The sequence below is a fragment of the Hymenobacter sp. BRD67 genome (assembly GCF_013256425.1).
Lineage (GTDB): Bacteria > Bacteroidota > Bacteroidia > Cytophagales > Hymenobacteraceae > Hymenobacter.
On record NZ_CP053904.1, the window covers coordinates 3,330,724 to 3,347,831 of the forward strand.

The 17,108-nt window shown below is 56.5% G+C and carries 20 protein-coding genes and 1 pseudogene; 10 read left to right on the forward strand and 11 right to left on the reverse strand.

The window, feature by feature from the left end; translation table 11 throughout:
- Window positions 1-156: 156 nt before the first annotated feature.
- Together GKZ67_RS15555 and GKZ67_RS15560 are read right to left on the reverse strand one after the other, a co-directional pair.
- Window positions 157-1,200: a HEAT repeat domain-containing protein gene (locus GKZ67_RS15555; protein WP_173244007.1), complete on the reverse strand. Its 1,044-nt coding sequence runs from the start codon at window positions 1,198-1,200 to the stop codon at window positions 157-159.
- Complete coding sequence (locus GKZ67_RS15560; protein ID WP_173244010.1) at window positions 1,176-2,576, reverse strand: M1 family metallopeptidase; 1,401 nt, start codon at window positions 2,574-2,576, stop codon at window positions 1,176-1,178. Before GKZ67_RS15560 ends, GKZ67_RS15555 begins: the two co-directional genes overlap by 25 nt.
- Before the next feature lie 240 nt (window positions 2,577-2,816).
- Between GKZ67_RS15560 and GKZ67_RS15565 the strand changes: the two genes are divergently transcribed.
- The 4 genes from GKZ67_RS15565 to frr all read left to right on the forward strand — a co-directional run bounded on the left by GKZ67_RS15565 (window position 2,817) and on the right by frr (window position 4,795).
- Window positions 2,817-3,179: an acetyl-CoA carboxylase biotin carboxyl carrier protein subunit gene (locus GKZ67_RS15565; protein WP_317172156.1), complete on the forward strand. Its 363-nt coding sequence runs from the start codon at window positions 2,817-2,819 to the stop codon at window positions 3,177-3,179.
- Window positions 3,128-3,319, forward strand: coding sequence for an acetyl-CoA carboxylase biotin carboxyl carrier protein subunit (locus GKZ67_RS24705; protein WP_317172157.1), 192 nt, complete (start codon window positions 3,128-3,130; stop codon window positions 3,317-3,319). Before GKZ67_RS15565 ends, GKZ67_RS24705 begins: the two co-directional genes overlap by 52 nt.
- Window positions 3,320-3,360: 41 nt before the next feature.
- The gene (gene pyrH, locus GKZ67_RS15570) at window positions 3,361-4,152 is read left to right on the forward strand and encodes a UMP kinase (RefSeq protein WP_173244013.1); all 792 of its coding nucleotides are present in this window, start codon (window positions 3,361-3,363) and stop codon (window positions 4,150-4,152) included.
- Window positions 4,153-4,231: 79 nt separating this feature from the next.
- Complete coding sequence (gene frr / locus GKZ67_RS15575) at window positions 4,232-4,795, forward strand: ribosome recycling factor (protein ID WP_173244016.1); 564 nt, start codon at window positions 4,232-4,234, stop codon at window positions 4,793-4,795.
- 86 nt (window positions 4,796-4,881) lie between these two features.
- Here the strand turns inward: frr and nadD are convergent, their stop codons facing one another.
- The 6 genes from nadD to GKZ67_RS15605 form a co-directional block, all read right to left on the reverse strand.
- The gene (gene nadD / locus GKZ67_RS15580; protein WP_254244867.1) at window positions 4,882-5,475 is read right to left on the reverse strand and encodes a nicotinate (nicotinamide) nucleotide adenylyltransferase; all 594 of its coding nucleotides are present in this window, start codon (window positions 5,473-5,475) and stop codon (window positions 4,882-4,884) included.
- The gene (gmk, locus tag GKZ67_RS15585; RefSeq protein ID WP_173244034.1) at window positions 5,472-6,062 is read right to left on the reverse strand and encodes a guanylate kinase; all 591 of its coding nucleotides are present in this window, start codon (window positions 6,060-6,062) and stop codon (window positions 5,472-5,474) included. Before gmk ends, nadD begins: the two co-directional genes overlap by 4 nt.
- A gap of 12 nt (window positions 6,063-6,074) precedes the next feature.
- On the reverse strand, window positions 6,075-6,293 hold the full coding sequence (locus tag GKZ67_RS15590) for a hypothetical protein (RefSeq protein ID WP_173244037.1): 219 nt from the start codon (window positions 6,291-6,293) through the stop codon (window positions 6,075-6,077).
- Window positions 6,294-6,420: 127 nt separating this feature from the next.
- The gene (locus tag GKZ67_RS15595; protein WP_151086083.1) at window positions 6,421-7,071 is read right to left on the reverse strand and encodes a sigma-70 family RNA polymerase sigma factor; all 651 of its coding nucleotides are present in this window, start codon (window positions 7,069-7,071) and stop codon (window positions 6,421-6,423) included.
- 159 nt (window positions 7,072-7,230) lie between these two features.
- Window positions 7,231-8,268, reverse strand: coding sequence for a glycosyltransferase family 9 protein (locus GKZ67_RS15600; protein ID WP_173244039.1), 1,038 nt, complete (start codon window positions 8,266-8,268; stop codon window positions 7,231-7,233).
- 43 nt (window positions 8,269-8,311) lie between these two features.
- Window positions 8,312-9,034, reverse strand: coding sequence for a glycosyltransferase family 2 protein (locus tag GKZ67_RS15605; protein WP_173244042.1), 723 nt, complete (start codon window positions 9,032-9,034; stop codon window positions 8,312-8,314).
- 61 nt (window positions 9,035-9,095) lie between these two features.
- Here GKZ67_RS15605 and GKZ67_RS15610 point away from each other — a divergent pair, with 61 nt between their 5' ends.
- Window positions 9,096-9,857 carry a hypothetical protein gene (locus GKZ67_RS15610; RefSeq protein ID WP_173244045.1) on the forward strand — a complete coding sequence of 254 codons (762 nt, stop codon included), beginning with the start codon at window positions 9,096-9,098 and terminating at the stop codon, window positions 9,855-9,857.
- Between the two features lie 60 nt (window positions 9,858-9,917).
- On the forward strand, window positions 9,918-10,751 hold the full coding sequence (locus GKZ67_RS15615) for an SDR family NAD(P)-dependent oxidoreductase (protein ID WP_173244048.1): 834 nt from the start codon (window positions 9,918-9,920) through the stop codon (window positions 10,749-10,751).
- A 135-nt stretch (window positions 10,752-10,886) separates the two neighbouring features.
- Here the strand turns inward: GKZ67_RS15615 and ahcY are convergent.
- Window positions 10,887-12,205, reverse strand: a pseudogene (gene ahcY, locus GKZ67_RS15620) (adenosylhomocysteinase).
- Between the two features lie 96 nt (window positions 12,206-12,301).
- Between ahcY and GKZ67_RS15625 the strand changes: the two are divergent.
- The 4 genes from GKZ67_RS15625 (at window position 12,302) to metK (ending at window position 15,609) form a co-directional block, all read left to right on the forward strand.
- Window positions 12,302-12,922 (forward strand): hypothetical protein, encoded by a 621-nt coding sequence (locus tag GKZ67_RS15625; protein WP_173244051.1) that lies wholly within the window; start codon window positions 12,302-12,304, stop codon window positions 12,920-12,922.
- 104 nt (window positions 12,923-13,026) lie between these two features.
- The gene (locus GKZ67_RS23765; protein WP_254244868.1) at window positions 13,027-13,773 is read left to right on the forward strand and encodes a class I SAM-dependent methyltransferase; all 747 of its coding nucleotides are present in this window, start codon (window positions 13,027-13,029) and stop codon (window positions 13,771-13,773) included.
- Window positions 13,770-14,216, forward strand: a complete 447-nt coding sequence (locus tag GKZ67_RS23770) for a THUMP-like domain-containing protein (protein ID WP_254244869.1) — start codon at window positions 13,770-13,772, stop codon at window positions 14,214-14,216. Before GKZ67_RS23765 ends, GKZ67_RS23770 begins: the two co-directional genes overlap by 4 nt.
- Window positions 14,217-14,346: 130 nt before the next feature.
- On the forward strand, window positions 14,347-15,609 hold the full coding sequence (gene metK / locus GKZ67_RS15635) for a methionine adenosyltransferase (protein WP_173244054.1): 1,263 nt from the start codon (window positions 14,347-14,349) through the stop codon (window positions 15,607-15,609).
- A gap of 71 nt (window positions 15,610-15,680) precedes the next feature.
- Here metK and hpf read toward each other — a convergent pair whose 3' ends face one another.
- Both hpf and GKZ67_RS15645 read right to left on the reverse strand, forming a co-directional pair.
- Window positions 15,681-15,980 carry a ribosome hibernation-promoting factor, HPF/YfiA family gene (gene hpf / locus GKZ67_RS15640; RefSeq protein WP_151086094.1) on the reverse strand — a complete coding sequence of 100 codons (300 nt, stop codon included), beginning with the start codon at window positions 15,978-15,980 and terminating at the stop codon, window positions 15,681-15,683.
- A 140-nt stretch (window positions 15,981-16,120) separates the two neighbouring features.
- A complete protein-coding gene (locus GKZ67_RS15645; RefSeq protein WP_173244057.1) occupies window positions 16,121-17,005 on the reverse strand; it encodes a tyrosine-type recombinase/integrase in 885 nt (294 codons plus the stop codon).
- Between the last annotated feature and the right edge of the window lie 103 nt (window positions 17,006-17,108).

Below are 17,108 nucleotides of genomic sequence, written 5' to 3' on the forward strand. Positions count from 1 at the left end.
CCGGCCGCTTGCTGGAATTGAGACGCAAAAGTACAGGTTTTTCGGGAAGATGCAAGTGCTGCTCAAGAAAAAGTTGTGTGCCGGGATGCTCATTTCCGGTAACTACACGCTTTATACGGCTTCTCAAGCAGCACTCAGGCCAGCCTTTGGGTTGGTTCACATTAAGTTATAAAATGCTTTGAGCCGCTCATCAGTTTCTTTACTTTTTATGTCAAGTAGTACTGCTTTAAGGTCGGGCTGGCTGGGTGTGAGCGCCATGAGGCCTTTGTATGCCCCCAGCCGCACGAAGTATTGGGGATGGGTGCGGGCAATAGTCTCCAGGGTTTGTACGCCTTTATCGCGCTCAATGACGGGCATCTGCACCATGAAGGCGCCAAATGCCTGCAGGTAGGTATAGAGGTCGGTGTCGGTGAGGTCGGGCAGACGGCGCATAAACCAAGCGTACTGGTCGATGCTGCCGCGCTGGGCATAATAACCGGCCAGCGACACGAGCAGGGTAGAGTTGGGGGTATTGTCGAGGGCTGCCAGCTGGGTGCGGGCAGGTGAAGTAGGCAGCTTGGCCAGGGCATCGATAGCACCGGCCTCCACCAGGTAAGAGCTGTCGCGCAGCGCCGTGAGGTAAGTGGAGGCATAGTTTTCGCTGGGGAAGGAAGCCAGCGTGATAAGCGCCTGCGCCCGCACGGCGCTGTTCGGGTCGGTGGTAGCCAGATGCTGAATTTCGGCCCGCACGGCGTTGGCCGAAGGCCCGCGGTAGCCGCGCAGGTGGTCGAGCGCCGTACGGCGCACGGCGAAGAAGTTATCGGTCAGGGCATTGCGAAACAAGCCGCTGACGCCAAAGTCGGTGGTCTTGTTTTGCAGCAGGTCCATTGCCTCATATTTCTGCAAGTAGTTGCGGGCGTGGTAAAACTGAAATACCAGCTCCTCCATACTGCGCTCTTCGTCGATTTGAGCCAGCAGTTGGCCTTCGCTATCGAATTTTACCATTGTCGGCTTATCGGCCGCAAGGAAAGAGAAGGTCTGGTCGGCTTTCGTGATAGTGATGTGGTGCTCGGTAGGCTTTTCCTTTTGCCACACCGTGACAGCTACCGGCAGGCGAAACACCGGCTGAAAGAGGGTATCCTGCGTTTGCTGCACGTGCAGCAGCACCTGGCCGTTGCTGTAGGAGTGCGTAATCTTCAGCTCGGGGTGGCCGCGCTGCATAAACCACTGGTCGAAGAACCAGTGTAAGTCTTCCCCGTCGTTTCTTCGAAAGCCGTGCGCAGCTTGCTGATTTCAACAGCAGTTAGCTTGTTTTTGGTGAGGTAATGATTGAGACCGGCAAAAAATGCATCATCCCCTATATACTTGCGTAGCATATGCAGTACCCGGCCGCCCTTCTCGTAGGAATGGCGGTCGAACATATCCTCCCGGTTGGCATAGTGGTAGCGGATAAGCGGCTCGCGCTTCGACTCGGCTTCTTCGAGGTAATGGGTCAGGTCCTGCTGCTGCACCAGTGCAGCGGCATCGGCTCCGTATTTGTACTCGGCCCAGAGATACTGCGAGTAGTTGGCAAAGCTCTCATTGAGCGGCAGGTTGCTCCACGACTCGCAGGTGACGTAATCGCCAAACCAGTGGTGAAACAGTTCGTGCGCAATAATGGACTCAGAGGTTTCGTAGGTGGCATCGAGCAGCTCGCGGCGAGTAGCCTGGATGGCCGCACCGTGTACCGTGGCCGTAGCATTTTCCATAGCGCCACTCACATAGTCGCGCACAGATATCTGCGAATATTTCTCCCACGGATAGTCAATACCGAGCTTTTTGGAAAAGAAGTCCATCATTTCGGGTGTGCGCCCAAAAACGGCTTTGGCTGTGCTCTTGTACTTGGGCTCGACATAGTAGTCGACAGCTTTGCCGTGCCAGGTATCGGATACCACGGCAAAGTCGCCAACGGCCATCATGGTGAGATAAGGGGCGGCGGGCAGGGTTTGGCGCCAGGTATCGGTGCGCGAGCCGTCGGCATTCTTTTTGGAGGCTATCAGCAGCCCATTGGAAAGCGTTTTGAACTGGTCCTCGACCGTCATCGCAATCTCCTGGGTCATGCGCTGGTTGGGCTGGTCGATGGTCGGAAACCAGCAGGAGCTGCTTTGCGTCTCGCCCTGCGTCCAGATTTGCCGGGGCTTGTTGGCCTCCTTGCCCAATGGATTAATAAAATACAGGCCCTTGGCCGCCGTAATAGCTTCGCTGCCACCGGCCGGCAGCTCATTGGGCTTGGCTACGTAGGCAATGCGTACCTGATAGGGCTGCTCCCGTGAGTAGGCGTGGTCGAGGGCAATGGTAAGCTGGCGTCCATCATATTTATAGGTCAAGACCTTAGGTCCCTTACCACTCAGCAGCTGCACGCTTTTTATATCAAAGCCTTTGGCATCAAGCTTCAAATCACTTTGGGCATAGAAATGCGGGCGTAGCGTAAGCACCGCCGTACCAAGCAGATACTGGTGCGCATAATCAAAACGCACGTCGAGCTTGGTATCCAGTACATCCGTGATTTGGGTAGCGGCCGGCTGCAGGGGTGCAGTGGGCGGCAGCCACGACGGCACGGTGATACTAGCCGAAGCAGGCGCGACGGGAGCCTCAACCGCTTTCTTATGATTATCCTTGCTTGAGCCACCGGTCGACTGGCCCCGGGAAGGCAGGGCAATCGCTACACAAACAATAAAACTAGCGGGAATTATAAATCGCATATTACTATCGGACCCTGGAAAAGGCTGGCAAGTTCCGACGAAATTAAGATTCACCGTACCTTTAACCCAGTTTCGGCCAGCAGGGCCGACTTCTCTATGCTCAGTATCAGCACTGGCTCAGCGCATAGCTGGGAGGTGGATTTTCAGGCCACCGACTCCCTTACCCTCAATGGCCAGCCCTTTGCCTGGGATGTGGCCCCGCTCGGAAACGGGCGATATCACGTGCTTTACAAGGGGCAGTCATATACTGCCGAGCTGGTAGAGGCCGATTATGCGGCCAAAACCTTCACGCTGAAAATCAATGGCCAGCGGGTAGACTTGCACGCCAAAGACCGGTTTGACTTACTCCTCGACCGGCTGGGCCTGAGCGATGCCAATGTTGCCCGGATAAACGAGCTGAAGGCCCCATGCCGGGTCTCATTATTGACATTCGGGTGCAGCCCGGCCAGGCCGTGCTGAAGGGCGACCCGCTGCTGGTACTGGAAGCTATGAAGATGGAAAATATTTTAAAAGCACCGGCTGACGGGACTATCGGCAGCATCAAAGTAGACCTGCGGGCCAATGTTACCAAAGGCCAGGTACTGGTACAGTTTGCCTGATTCTACCCCTCTCCCCTGCTCACCCTTACTCACCCACTATTTTGACTTATCACCGAATTCTTCTTAAGCTCAGCGGCGAAGCGCTTATGGGCCAGCAGCAATACGGCATTGATGCTGACCGGCTAATGCAGTACGCTACCGAAATAAAGACGGTAGCAGCGCAGGGTGTGCAGGTAGCCGTGGTAATTGGCGGCGGCAATATTTTCCGGGGTGTGCAGGCCGAGCACTTTGGCCTCGACCGTGTGCAGGGCGACTATATGGGCATGCTGGCTACGGTTATCAACTCGATGGCCCTGCAAAGCGCCCTGGAAAAAATGGACGTGCCCACCCGCCTGCTTTCGGGCCTTACTATTCAGCGGGTGTGCGAGCCCTACATCCGACGCCGGGCCATGCGCCATCTGGAGAAAGGGCGCGTGGTAATTTTTGGCGCGGGCATTGGCTCGCCTTACTTTACTACCGACTCGGCCGCCTCGCTGCGCGCTATCGAGATTGAAGCCGACGTGGTGCTGAAGGGCACCCGGGTAGATGGCATTTATTCAGCTGACCCCGAGAAGAATCCCAATGCCGTGCGCTACTCACGCATTTCGTTTGATGAGGTAATGGAGAAAAACCTGAGCGTGATGGATATGACGGCCTTCACGCTTTGCAAAGAGAACAACCTGCCTATCATCGTATTCGATATGAATACGGCGGGCAATCTGGAGCGCCTTCTCGCTGGCGAAGACCTTGGTACGCTGGTAACAATGGCTGGTGGCCTTGCGCGCGCTGCCAATGCGCTGCCCGAGCTAAGCGGCCTGCCGCCGCAGGTAGGCAACCTGCCCGAACAAGCCTGATTTTAGTAGTTGTCCGGCGCCTTTATAAACTTTGCTAACAAGAACCGGCAGCTGCCAACAAAAAACGCTAATTTTTAACATGGACGAGGAAATTCAATTTTACCTTAGCGATGCTGAGGAGTCGATGGGCAAGGCCATTGCCCACGTGGGCGTAGAAATGGGTCGTATCCGGGCCGGCAAGGCCTCGCCGGCGATGCTCGATGGCCTGCGCGTAGATTATTACGGTACGCCCACCCCGGTAGCGCAAATTGCGAATATCTCAGCTCCCGACCCTCGTTCGCTGCTAATTAAGCCCTGGGAGAAAAACATGGTAAATGAGGTATCCAAAGCCATCAAGAACAGCGACCTGGGCTTAAATCCCGTTGCTGATGCCGATGGCGTGCGCCTCAACATCCCACCTATGACCGAAGAGCGCCGCCGCGACCTGGTAAAGCAGGCCAAAAACGAAGCGGAAGCCGGTAAAGTACGGGTACGCGGCATCCGCAAGGATGTAAACGAGGCTTTGCGCAAGCTCCAGAAAGATGGTGCGCCGGAAGACGCCATCAAGGACGCTGAAGCGAAGGTGCAGAAATATACCGACTCTCACATCAATGAAGTAGATAAGCTCTTCTCCAAAAAAGAGTCGGAGATTATGACCATCTGAGGTCTTTTCACAACAAAAAAGCCCGGCGAGCTATCGCCGGACTTTTTTCTATATCCACAAGACCTTATATAGTATAAATCCTCTATTCAGCCACCTTGCGTTACTAGCTCGGCTTCTACGGAAGCAGGTACCAGATAGCGGATAGAGCGGCCGAGGCGCAGGCTTTCGCGAATATAGGTAGCCGAAATATCGAGTAAGGGCGCCTGCATTACCCGTACGCGCGGAAAAAGTGCCAGCTCGGGCAAGACGGTGCCGGGGCGCGGGTAGACGTATATATCGACCTCAGCCAGCAGGCGAGCTGCTTGCTGCCAGCGCGGCAGGCCGGGCAGGTTATCGGCGCCCATTAGCAAAACAAACTCCGTGTCGGGATGACGCTTACGTAACGCGTCGAGGGTAGCGATGGTATAGCTGGGCCGCGGCAGACCAAACTCTATAGCTTCGGCGCGCAGGCGCAGATTGCCGGCAATGGCCAGCTCTACCAGGCCCAGGCGCTGGGCTTCGGGCAGCAGCTCGGCTCCCGCTTTAAACGGGTTTTGGGGCGATACGACCAGCCATACTTCCGCCAAGTCGGTGCGGGTGGCAAAGTGCTCGGCCAGAATAAGGTGGCCGGTATGCACGGGGTTAAACGAGCCGAATAGCAAGCCGATGCGGCGCGTGGGGCCGGAAACACTCGGCATCATACCACCTCAGTGAGCGTATCGGATTGAATGAAGTCGCGCACCAGCTTTTCGGCGTGGGCGACTGCCTCCTCCAGCTTATCGTTCACAACCGTGACGTCAAACTTGTCCTCAAAGGCCAGCTCGAAAGTGGCTTTATATACCCGCGAAGAGATACTGGAAGTAGAGTCGGTGGCCCGCGCCGTGAGCCGCTCAGCCAGCGCTTCGATGGAAGGAGGCCGTACAAAAACGGCGAGCGCCCGCTCTTTATAAAACGCTTTGATGCTAAGGCCGCCCTTCACATCTACATCGAGAATAGCGTGCTTCCCAGTGGCCCAGATACGCTCAATCTCCGATTTGAGGGTGCCATAAAAGGCCCCTTCGTATACCTCTTCCCACTCCACAAATTCGTTGTGACGAATCTTATCCTGAAAATCGGCTACCGTAATGAAGTGATAGTCTTTGCCGTTGACCTCGGCGCGGCCGCGGCGGTCGCGGGTACAGGCCGAGATGGAGAAGTTCAACTCCGGGATTAACTCCATGAGCCGATGTACGATAGTCGTCTTGCCCGCCCCTGACGGAGCCGAGAATACAATGATTTTGCCCTGCATAGGGCTACAAAGCTAGGCTATTTCGGCGTGCAAACGCGCCATGATAGCGTGTGGCAGTGCCGAAGGGGCCGGCCGGCGGCCAACTTTCTGATTCAGAAAGCCGATAAACACTTGTTGCTTCTTAATATCATCGAAGCAGGGCGAGCAATCGTCGCCGTGGTGGATGAGGTAATCCTCATCTTCTTCGGTCAGGCTCCGGCCTTCGAGAAGTTGGTCAAGTACAATGTTCACGCGGTCGCAGTCGGGGCACTAGCCAAGGGCGAGGCAAGGGGGCCGACAGATTGGTTGTAGTAGCAGTAGCTTCCATGAGCGAATCGGGAACAGGGTCTTAGCCTGGGGTTAAATGGTGAAGAAAAAATTAACTGTTTTCGTCGTCGGGTTCGGCGGCATTAACGGCATCATCAGAGGCATCGTTCCCATAGCCCATGGATGAGGCATATTTTTCAAGCTTGTCCTTGAGGAAATTACGAGCCCGGTGCAGGCGTGAGCGTACCGTACCAATCGGAATATCGAGCACCTTGGCCATTTCCTCGTAGGTAAAGCCCTCAAGGTCGCACAGGATGATAACCGTCCGAAAATCAACTGGTAGCGAGTTTAAGGCGCTAGCTACTTCGTCGCCGATAAGGTCGCGCGAGGACTGCTGCCGCAGGTCAGACGACGAAGCCCCGGTATCGGCATCGCCCTCTACTTCATCCGGATTATAATATCCTTCAACTTCGCTGTAATCGACTTTCGCCGGCTGCTTGCTTTTCTTCCGAAAATCGTTGATAAACGAGTTTTTCAGGATGCGAAAAAGCCAGGCCTTAGCATTGGTGCCGGGCTCGAAGTACTCGAAAAAGCGGTACGCCTTGAGGTAGGTTTCCTGCACCAGGTCGTTGGCATCGTCTTCGTCGAGCGTGAGGCGATAGGCGAAGTTGTAGAGCGGGTCGAGCACCGGCATCAGCTCGGCCTGAAAGCGCCGGTCTTTTTCCTCTTTGCTCAGCTTCACCCGTTCGGGAGAGTCACTCATAATGGGTAGATAGGGCAGGTAATAAAACCAGGAACTGGGCAAAAGTAAGACCAGACAGCATCGATTTGACTAGTGCGTGAGCCGCATGGCCTTGCTAGCGGCAACAATATAGAGCCTGATGCGCCGACAGTAAATGCTACGTACGGTAGGAAGTGGCTGCTAGGTTGCCTGCAAAGGCTGCCAGCGAGCAATTTGGGCTGCTACAGTAGCTGCCGCAATTGCCTTGATGCAGGTACATTCGGTTGGCTGTGCCTCACAATCCTGGCAGTTGGGCCGGTCAACTACCAGGTATTCGGCATGCGGCCCAAGCGGCGCCCAGCGGCCGGGGTGCATGGGCCGAATGGGCGGGTACAACCCCAGTGCCTGGCGACCAAGCGCGGCAGCCAGGTGCAAAGGCCCGGTACTGCCCGCTACCAGCCCATCAGCGGCAGCAATAAAGGCGATGAACTCGGGTAGTGCCAGCTGGCCGGTGAGGTCGGCGGTGATGAAACGGGCGTTTTCGCGCAGCCAGCCGGCCAGCTCCTCGCCTTCGGCCGCCGTGCCACTAACGAAAACGCGGTGCCCGGCCTCGTGTAGCAGCCGGGCTAGCTCGCCAAAATGCGGCAAACCCCACTCACGGGCGCTGCCCCGGCTGCGCGGGTGCAGAATAATTTGGAGCTGGCCCGGCTGCCGGGCAGCCAGCAACTGCTGATACTCAGTAGGCAGCGGCGTAGCTGCCCGCAGGCCCGTCAATGCGGTGATGGCAGCCAGGCTGAGCACCTGGCTATAACCAAGCGGCTGCAAAAGCTGCAGGTTCAACTGGGCCTCGTGCAGCGGCGAGTGGCGGCGGCTGAGCGCTACCAGCCGGTTGCAGGTGAGCCAGTGAAACAAGCGGTTGCGCGTGCCGATACGTACCGGAATATTAGCTTGCTGAGCCAGCTTCGCGAGAAATTTATTCGGAAAAACGTGGATAATAGCCGCCGCCCCGTAGCTGCGTAGCTGCGCCAGCTGCTCGGCCGCAGGCAGCTTTTGTAAGGTATCGATAGCCAAAAAATCATCTAGCTGGGGGCAAGCGGAAGCTACGGCAGCGGTGTAGCTACGCCCAATAAGCACCACCCGGCAGCCGGGATACTGCTGCTTGAGCCAGCCAGCTACGGGCAGCGTCAAAACCACATCGCCGATGGCATCGGTACGTGAAATGAGGAAAGTCGGACTCATGACGTGGGCGCGTTTTGGGTGCCGGTTTTCAGCTTCGCGAACTTCAGAAATACCCCCAGGCCGAAATGACCGCGATACTTAGGCCTGCGAAGCCATCCAGAAAGCCCAGCTGGAACACATAGCCATGCACAAATTTCCAGAGCGGCTTCAGTAAGAGATGAAAGAACGTTACGCGGGTCTGGCCCTTCAGCGCCCGCTCCTGCGCCGTGATACTCGTGAATTTATTCAGCTGGCTGACGTGCTGCGCAATTGAAATATATGAAAAATGTAATATATCACCCATAAGCTGGCCGGTAGACTGCCCAGCGTTCACTTCGTAGTGCTCGTGCAGTAGCAGGCCCTGCCAGCGGCCCAGGCGGCGGTCGTAGAGGCGCAGCTTGCGGTCGGGGTACCAGCCGCCGTGGCGCACCCAGGTGCCGCAGTAGTTGGTGAGGCGCGCCAGCGAGTAAGCCGCATGCTGCCAGTTATTTTTTACAGCCTGAATGCTCTGGCGCAGCTCATCGGTGAGCACTTCGTCGGCATCGAGCTGCAAAATGTAGTCGGACTTAGCCTGGTCGGTAGCGAAGTTTTTTTGCTCGACGTAGCCGGCGAAGGCATTTTGAATAACGCGGGCGCCGTGCTGGCGGCAGATTTCCACCGTGCCGTCGGAGGAGAACGAATCGACTACCAGTACTTCGTCGGCTACCGTGCCCAGCGCCTGCAGGCAGCGGGCAATGTTGGCTTCCTCATTGAAGGTAATAACGACGACAGAGAGCGAGACTGGCATGGGCACTGCAAAGCTAGCAGCCCGGCTGCGGGTAGAACCGCTGCTGTTGATAGCTTTGGAAATGAAAACAACGCTACTCACGGGGCTCGTGCTGGCTTTGGTGCTGCTTCCGGGTATTGGCCGGGCCCAAACATATCAGACTACAGACGATTGCGCCTTCATCAAAACCAAGCACAACTTTCATTATGTGGGCGACGACCAGCCGCTACGCGACGAAGACTTTGAGGGCGTACCTGCCTTGCTTCCCAAGCAAGCGCCCATAGTACCAGCCACGCCTCACCCCATCGAAGTAGCGGAGTCGGACCGTGCTTATACCGATGGCAGGTATGATGAGGCAGCGGCCCTCGTGGCAGACGCAGCCAACCTTACCCCGGCCGACCCATCGGTGCTGAACTGCTATGCCAGGGCCCTGTACCGAGGCGCCAATACTCGTGAGTTGAGCTATCCGGTTTACCAGCGTTTGATTGCGTTGCTGGATATATACGGCCGCGAAAGCCCACAGGCCGTTACGGTCTACATGCCTTTCGTGGAGGCTTATTTCAAGCTGGCTACTTTGCAGCTCGACGACCAGCAGTGGGCAGCGGCCTCGTACAACCTCTCACGCGCGGCAGCGGCTTTACGAAGTATGCCTGATGCTGCCGCTGAGAATTCCTCCTTGCGTGAGCAAATTTTGCAGTATCAAACGGAATGTTTTGCTAACCTGCATCAGCTTGAGCTGTGCCGTTATTTTGGGCAGCGAACGCTGAAGTTTTTTCCCGGTAATCGCTACGTCAAACCTTACCTGGCGGCGCTGCCAAAGCCAAAGCCAGCACCACGCCGATAGCCGGGGCGCCACCTTTATGGCGGCCGTTGCGTATAGGGCAGTCTATTACGCTAAAACTCTATGGCTGACGTACAGAATAAACTCATTCTTGTCACCGGCGCTACTTCCGGCATTGGCGAAGTAACGGCCCGTGAGCTCGCCCGCCAGGGCGCGCACGTCGTTATCCTGGCCCGCAACCGGGCCAAGGCCGAGCGCACGCAGCGCGACATTATCGATACTACTGGCAACAAGCACGTTGACATCGTGCTGGCCGACCTTTCGGTGCTTCAGCAGGTGCGCGACGTAGCCGCGCAAATTCATGACAAATACCCGCGCCTCGATGTGCTGATAAACAATGCGGGCCTCATGTTTGGGGCCGAGCGCCAGGTATCGGCCGATGGCAATGAGCTGACACTGGCTACCAATCACCTCGGGCCGTTTCTGCTTACCAGCCTGCTCTTCGACTTACTGCAAAAAAGCCCGGCGGCCCGCATCGTAAACGTGGCCTCGATGGCCTACCGCTTTTCCAAGCCCACGCTCGACGACCTGCAATCGGAGCGCTCATACAGCCCCGTGTGGGAATATGGCAACACCAAGCTCTGGAACATCATGTTTACCCAGGAGCTGGCGCGGCGCCTGCGCGAGCACGGCATCACCAACGTCACCACCAACTCGCTGCACCCCGGCGCGGTGGCCACCGGCTACGGGCAGCAGTCGGGCGGCTGGCTGACTGCTGTACTTACCCTGGGCCGGCCCTTTATGCTATCGCCCGAGAAAGGAGCCGAAACCAGCATTTTTCTGGCTACCGATGCCCAGGCCGGCACCGTTAGCGGAGGCTTCTATAATAAGAAAAAGCCCGAGCCGGTAAAAAGCAGCTTTAATACCCCGAAAACAACCGGCGTCTCTGGGAGCTGACTGAGCAGCTCACCGGCACAAAGTTTCTCGATTAGGGTTTTGGCTATTTTCCCGCAGTATCCTTCCGCACAACTTACAAGAAAGCCCCGCCAGCAGCTGCTGGCGGGGCTTTAAACATATGTTATTTACTATGTATTAGTAGCGGTACAGGTCCGATTTGAACGGGCCTTCCACTGGTACTTTGATGTAGTCGGCCTGCTTAGGCGTCAACTCGTCCAGCTCTACGCCTATTTTGGCGAGATGCAGGCGGGCTACTTTCTCATCCAGGTGCTTGGGCAGGGTATATACCTGGTTTTCGTAGTGGCTGGCGTTCTTCCACAGCTCCAGCTGAGCCAGAGTCTGGTTGGTGAACGAGTTCGACATCACGAACGATGGGTGCCCCGTGGCGCAGCCCAGGTTTACCAGGCGGCCTTCGGCCAGAATGATAACCTCTTTGCCGTCGATGTTATAAATATCCACCTGGGGCTTTACAGTGTCTTTGGTGTGGCCATAGTTTTTGTTCAGCCACGCCATGTCGATTTCATCGTCGAAGTGACCGATGTTGCAGACGATAGCCTTGTCCTTGAGGGCGCGGAAGTGCTCCTCCCGGATAATATCACAGTTGCCCGTAGTAGTAATGACGATATCAGCCCGCGGAATAGCGTTCTCCATCTTCTTTACCTCGTAGCTATCCATGGCGGCTTGCAGCGCGCAGATGGGGTCTATCTCGGTGACGATAACGCGGGCACCGGCACCACGCAGCGAGGCCGCAGTGCCTTTTCCTACATCGCCGTAGCCGGCAACTACGGCCACTTTGCCCGCCATCATCACGTCGGTAGCCCGGCGAATGGCATCTACGGCCGACTCTTTGCAGCCGTACTTGTTATCAAACTTCGACTTCGTTACCGAGTCGTTCACGTTAAAGGCCGGGAAAGGCAGCGAGCCATTTTTTACGCGCTCGATGAGACGCAGCACGCCGGTCGTGGTTTCTTCGCTCACCCCTCTGATACCGGCAGCCAGCTCCGGGAACTGGTTGAGCACCATGTTGGTGAGGTCGCCGCCATCGTCGAGAATCATATTAAGCGGCTGACGCTCTTCTCCGAAAAACAGTGTCTGCTCGATGCACCAGTTAAATTCTTCCTCGCTCATGCCCTTCCAGGCATACACCGGAATGCCGGCCGCCGCGACAGCCGCCGCCGCATGGTCCTGCGTCGAAAATATATTGCACGACGACCAGGTAACGTCAGCCCCAGGGCCATGAGCGTCTCGATGAGCACAGCGGTTTGGATGGTCATGTGCAGGCAGCCCGCAATGCGAGCACCTTTCAGCGGCTGGCTGGGGCCAAACTCCGCGCGCAACGACATCAGGCCGGGCATCTCGGCTTCGGCCAAGCGAATCTCCTTGCGCCCCCATTCGGCCAGGCTCAGGTCTTTTACTTTATACGGAACGTAGGTTGTAGGCTTGGTCTCTACCATGATAGTCAGTAAATGAAAGGTCGTGGATTCCAACCGCAAAGATACGCTTTTGTTAGGATGCGCTGGCCGTAAGTATCTGCCATATCTTTGCTGGCTATGACCACTTCTATTCGTTATTCGGGCAGCGTAGCACGCTGGCTCACAGTTTCGTGCCTGGCCGTAGGCCTTAGCCTGGCGGGCCGGGCCGCACTGGCGCAGCAAGCCAACCCTGCTACCATCCGGCTTTTACCCGAAGATGAGGAGCGCGGGCAGTACGGACATCAGCAGAAATTTTATTTTCTGGCTCCTGGCAAAACCGGGGAAGACTACCAGAGTGCCGGTTTTTTTGGTCAACGGCTACGCCCCTATCTGGCCGGCAATACCCAGGCCCTGCGCGAGTTGGACAAGTATAAGCGCCAGAAAACCCTTTACCTGGTTGACAAGGCCGTGCTGGTTGGCAGCCTGGGTTTGTATGGCTCACAGGTGTTCAGCCACGGCGACCCGGTTTATTTCAATAGTACGCAGCAGGCAGCAGCCGGCGTGGCGGTAGTAAGCCTGCTGGCCACAATATTCATCAATCACCATACTAACGAGTATATCAAACAATCAATAGACGACTACAATTCTGACTTATCCGGTAAGCATGGCACCGTGTGGCCTCGCCTGCGGCCAGCCAGCATCGGCGTACTGACAGCTCCGGCTGGCCAACCGCTGCTGGCGCTACGCTGGCAGATGTAACGGTCAGAATAACCGTCTTTTACTTACTTGTTGACTCCTGAACCAAGCAAACCGGCCGATGGGCATTGCACCTGTTGGCCGGTTTTTGCGTTAGTGGCTGCACAATGACGTTTCCTTTGCCCGAGGCAGCTCGCAAGTATGTGGCTGCTCACCTTTACGACGACCCGGCCCACCTTGCTCTCCAGGCCCGTCGCTACCCCCATCTGCCCGTGCCTGATTTGGTACGTCAGATTCAGGCCCGTCAGAAGGCTCGCGTGAAACTGCCCGCCTGGGCTGATAACCAAGAATTGATTTTCCCCCCGGCGCTGTCGGTAGAGCAGGCTTCGTCGGAACGGACGGCTACTTACAAAGCCAGCCTGGTAGCAGGAGCCAGCCGGCTCGCTGACCTCACGGGCGGCTTCGGGGCCGATTCGGCACACTTCGCGGAGGTAGTTGACCAGGTAGACTATGTGGAGCGCGACCCCCGGCTGGCGGAGATAGTAGCCTACAACCTCGCGCAGCTACGCATCGGCAACGTAACGACGCATGCGGCGGATGCCGCCAGCTTTCTGAAGGCTGCCAACCAGCAATTCGACTGGCTGTATCTCGACCCGGCCCGGCGCGACCAGCGCGGCGGCAAACTGTTTCGGCTGGCCGACTGTGAGCCCGATGTGCCGCGCTTGTTGCCGCTGTTGCTGCGGCACGCGCCGCGTATTCTGCTTAAGACTTCGCCCATGCTTGATATTGAGCTGGCGATTGAGGAGCTGCGCCACGTGCGTCGCCTGTGGGTGCTGGCCGTGGAAAACGAAGTAAAGGAGGTGCTCTACGAGCTGGGTGCCGAGCCGGCCATCGACCCGAGCGCCTGGCTGTGAACCTACGGCGTGATGGCTGCCAGCAGGAATTTCGCGTTAACCGGGCACGCGAAGCACGCGCCGTACCGCGCTATGCCGAGGCCCAGCAGTATCTGTACGAGCCCAATGCTGCCATTCTGAAAGCCGGAGCCTTCAAAAGTATCGGCACTGCGTTTGAGCTACTCAAGCTCCATCAACACAGCCACTTGTATACCAGCCAGGAACTGCGGGCCGATTTTCCGGGGCGAACGTTCCGCATTCTGGCTATGGAGAAAGCTGATGGTCCCACCCTGAAAGCGCACCTTGGTCCCGAAGGCCGGGCACACGTTACAACCCGCAATTTTCCGGAGTCGGTAGCCGATTTTCGGCGGCGCACGGGTATTCGGGAGGGCGGCGACCAGTACCTGTTTGCTACTACCGACCTGCGTGGCCGGCTGGTCGTGCTCATCTGCGCTAAGCTATAAGTATCCGGCCGGGCTGCCGACTAGCCGCAACGTGAGTTCAGCCAAGAATTTAGTGAGTAGTTTTGCAGCCTGCTGCCCCAGGCGATACGCGCTGCCACAGGCAGCATTTTTGTTTGATTAATCCTTTGCCATGCCCTATCTGTTCACTTCCGAATCGGTTTCGGAAGGCCACCCCGATAAAGTTGCCGACCAAATTTCGGATGCCATCCTGGACGACTTCCTGCGCCAGGACCCGGCCGCTAAAGTTGCCTGCGAAACGATGGTAACTACCGGCCTGGTCGTTATTGCCGGCGAAGTAAAATCATCGGCCTACGTAGATGTTCAGAGCATTGCCCGTAACGTCATCCGTCGCATCGGCTATACCAAGGCTGAGTATAAGTTTGAAGCCGAGAGCTGCGGCATCCTGTCGGCGCTGCACGAGCAGTCGCCCGATATCAACCAGGGAGTGGTGCGTCAGGCTCCGGAAGAGCAGGGTGCCGGCGACCAGGGCATGATGTTTGGCTACGCTACGAACGAAACGGCCAACTATATGCCCCTGGCCCTGGACCTTTCGCACGCCCTGCTCGAAGAGCTGGCCGCTATCCGCAAGGCCGGCCAGGAAATGACTTACCTGCGCCCCGACGCCAAAAGCCAGGTGACTATCCGGTATTCTGATGACCACCGCCCGGTAGCCATCGATACTATTGTTATCAGTACCCAGCACGACGACTTCGATGCCTCAGAAGAGAAGATGCTGGCCCGCATTAAGCAGGATATTATCGCTATTCTCATTCCGCGCGTGAAAGCCAAGCTAAGCGCCGAAGTGCAGGCACTGTTCACTGCTGATATAAAGCACCACATCAACCCTACCGGCAAGTTCGTTATCGGTGGGCCGCATGGCGACTCGGGCCTCACGGGCCGCAAGATTATTGTCGATACCTACGGCGGCAAGGGCGCGCACGGCGGAGGCGCCTTCTCCGGCAAAGACTCGAGCAAGGTAGACCGCTCGGCCGCCTACGCTGCCCGCCACATTGCCAAAAATCTCGTAGCTGCTGGGGTGGCCGACCAGGCGTTGGTGCAGGTTGCCTACGCCATTGGCGTAGCCAAGCCAGTGGGCTTGTACGTCACTACCTCGGGCACTACCAAGGCAACCAACGCTGCTGGCCACAAACTCACCGATGGGGAGATTTCGGATAAGGTAAACGAACTGTTTGACCTACGGCCTTACGCCATTGTGGAACGGCTGGGGCTGCGGAATCCTATTTTCGGCGCTACAGCCGCCTACGGCCATATGGGTCGCCAACCCGGTACCATCACCGTTAAAATGAAGGACGGCGAGGAAAAAACCTTCGAAACCTTTACCTGGGAAAAGCTGGACTACGTGGACCGTATCAAGACCGCGTTTAGTCTCTAGCTGACTATCCTTCTAGCAAAAATCCCCTGCGGCCGTTGACCACAGGGGATTTTTGCTATATATAAAAAAAACTAATGGCTTAGCGATTTTTCTTTATACCGGGTAATCTGCCGCTTCAGAGCTTCCACCGCAGCATCGGTAGCCGCTTCGAAGGATGCTGCATCCTCCTGGCTGAACAGAGTACTACCGGGTACCATCAGCTTGATTTCAACGGTTTTGTTGGCCACTCCATCCTTGTTGTTGAGGCGCAGAATAACTTCGCCATCCGTTACACGGTCGTAAAAATGTTCCAGCTTGTTGAGGCGCTGCTGAATGAAGTCGAGCAGGGTTTTGTCGGCATCGAAATGCACCGATTGCATTTGCACTTTCATGGGCAAAGGGGAATTGGGTGGATAGGAAATCGAGAACAAAGCCTAATACCAAAGGACTAAGAGCCGCCTGCTATCCAGCCGTAAGCTGAGCAGCAACTACTTATAATCATTTGTTTCTCCTGCTTCATTCCAAACTGAACTCAGGCCCTTGGGTGGGCTTGTTCAAATACGGATTTTAGGCGGTCTACGGACAAGTGGGTGTACACTTGCGTAGCCGCCAGGCTTGCATGTCCCAGCAATTCTTTGATAGAATTGAGGTCGGCTCCCTTACCCAGCAGGTGCGTGGCAAACGCATGGCGCAATGCGTGCGGATGCTGGTGGGCTGCCGAGGTAGAGGCCTGACTAAGGTATTTTTTCACCGTGCGGTACACCAGCTTCTCGTACAGCGGCTCGCCCTTATCAGTGCGCAGAAAAGCGCTGCCCGGCGCGATAGCGCCAAATTCAGTACTCCGGTATGTACGGTACTTTTCCAGCACCAGCAGCAGCGATGGGTTTAGAGGCACTACCCGCTGCTTGTTGCCCTTGCCGGTTACGCGCACAGTGCGCGCACTGATATCCAAGTCGTTATCGGTAATTCCCAACAGCTCTGAAAGGCGAATACCCGTTCCGTACAGCGTTTCCAGCACCAGCTGGTCGCGGGCGCCGGCAAAGCTCTCCTCAAACTCAAAGGAATTGAGCAGCCGGTTGAGCGATTCTTCGGGCACGAATTCGGGCAGCTTATTGGCCATTTTAGGGGCCTTGATACGCAGCATAGGGTTGGCTTCGATGCGGTGCCCGCGCAATAAAAACTTGTAGAATGAGCGCAGGCAAGCCACTTTTCGGTTTACAGTACGCGGGTCGAGGTCCTGGTCCATCAGGCTTACTACCCAGCCCCGGATAAGCGGATGAGTAGCCTGAGCAGGGTCGGCTAGCTCATACTCAGCCTGTATATACGCGCTAAACTGCGTCAGGTCAGTTTGGTATGAAGTAATGGTATGCGTGCTGAAGCGCTTCTCGTACCGCAAAAAATCCAGAAATTCATCCATCTTTAAATCAGACCAAAGCTTTGGCCAACGGCCGGGGCTGCAAAGTAGTGCCCGGCTGTGTTTTTCCCAAACCCGCAACGCTAAAAGCCCGCCCAATTACCAA

Bases quoted from the DNA above. Each gene is read 5' to 3' on its own strand.
- GKZ67_RS15555 (WP_173244007.1), bottom strand. From the start codon at position 1,200: ATGCAGCGCGGCCACCCCGAGCTGAAGATTACGCACTCCTACAGCAAC.
- GKZ67_RS15565 (WP_317172156.1), top strand. From the start codon at position 2,817: ATGCTCAGTATCAGCACTGGCTCAGCGCATAGCTGGGAGGTGGATTTT.
- GKZ67_RS24705 (WP_317172157.1), top strand. From the start codon at position 3,128: ATGCCGGGTCTCATTATTGACATTCGGGTGCAGCCCGGCCAGGCCGTG.
- frr (WP_173244016.1), top strand. From the start codon at position 4,232: ATGGACGAGGAAATTCAATTTTACCTTAGCGATGCTGAGGAGTCGATG.
- nadD (WP_254244867.1), bottom strand. From the start codon at position 5,475: ATGATGCCGAGTGTTTCCGGCCCCACGCGCCGCATCGGCTTGCTATTC.
- gmk (WP_173244034.1), bottom strand. From the start codon at position 6,062: ATGCAGGGCAAAATCATTGTATTCTCGGCTCCGTCAGGGGCGGGCAAG.
- GKZ67_RS15595 (WP_151086083.1), bottom strand. From the start codon at position 7,071: ATGAGTGACTCTCCCGAACGGGTGAAGCTGAGCAAAGAGGAAAAAGAC.
- GKZ67_RS15600 (WP_173244039.1), bottom strand. From the start codon at position 8,268: ATGAGTCCGACTTTCCTCATTTCACGTACCGATGCCATCGGCGATGTG.
- GKZ67_RS15605 (WP_173244042.1), bottom strand. From the start codon at position 9,034: ATGCCAGTCTCGCTCTCTGTCGTCGTTATTACCTTCAATGAGGAAGCC.
- GKZ67_RS15610 (WP_173244045.1), top strand. From the start codon at position 9,096: ATGAAAACAACGCTACTCACGGGGCTCGTGCTGGCTTTGGTGCTGCTT.
- GKZ67_RS15615 (WP_173244048.1), top strand. From the start codon at position 9,918: ATGGCTGACGTACAGAATAAACTCATTCTTGTCACCGGCGCTACTTCC.
- GKZ67_RS15625 (WP_173244051.1), top strand. From the start codon at position 12,302: ATGACCACTTCTATTCGTTATTCGGGCAGCGTAGCACGCTGGCTCACA.
- GKZ67_RS23765 (WP_254244868.1), top strand. From the start codon at position 13,027: ATGACGTTTCCTTTGCCCGAGGCAGCTCGCAAGTATGTGGCTGCTCAC.
- metK (WP_173244054.1), top strand. From the start codon at position 14,347: ATGCCCTATCTGTTCACTTCCGAATCGGTTTCGGAAGGCCACCCCGAT.
- hpf (WP_151086094.1), bottom strand. From the start codon at position 15,980: ATGAAAGTGCAAATGCAATCGGTGCATTTCGATGCCGACAAAACCCTG.
- GKZ67_RS15645 (WP_173244057.1), bottom strand. From the start codon at position 17,005: ATGGATGAATTTCTGGATTTTTTGCGGTACGAGAAGCGCTTCAGCACG.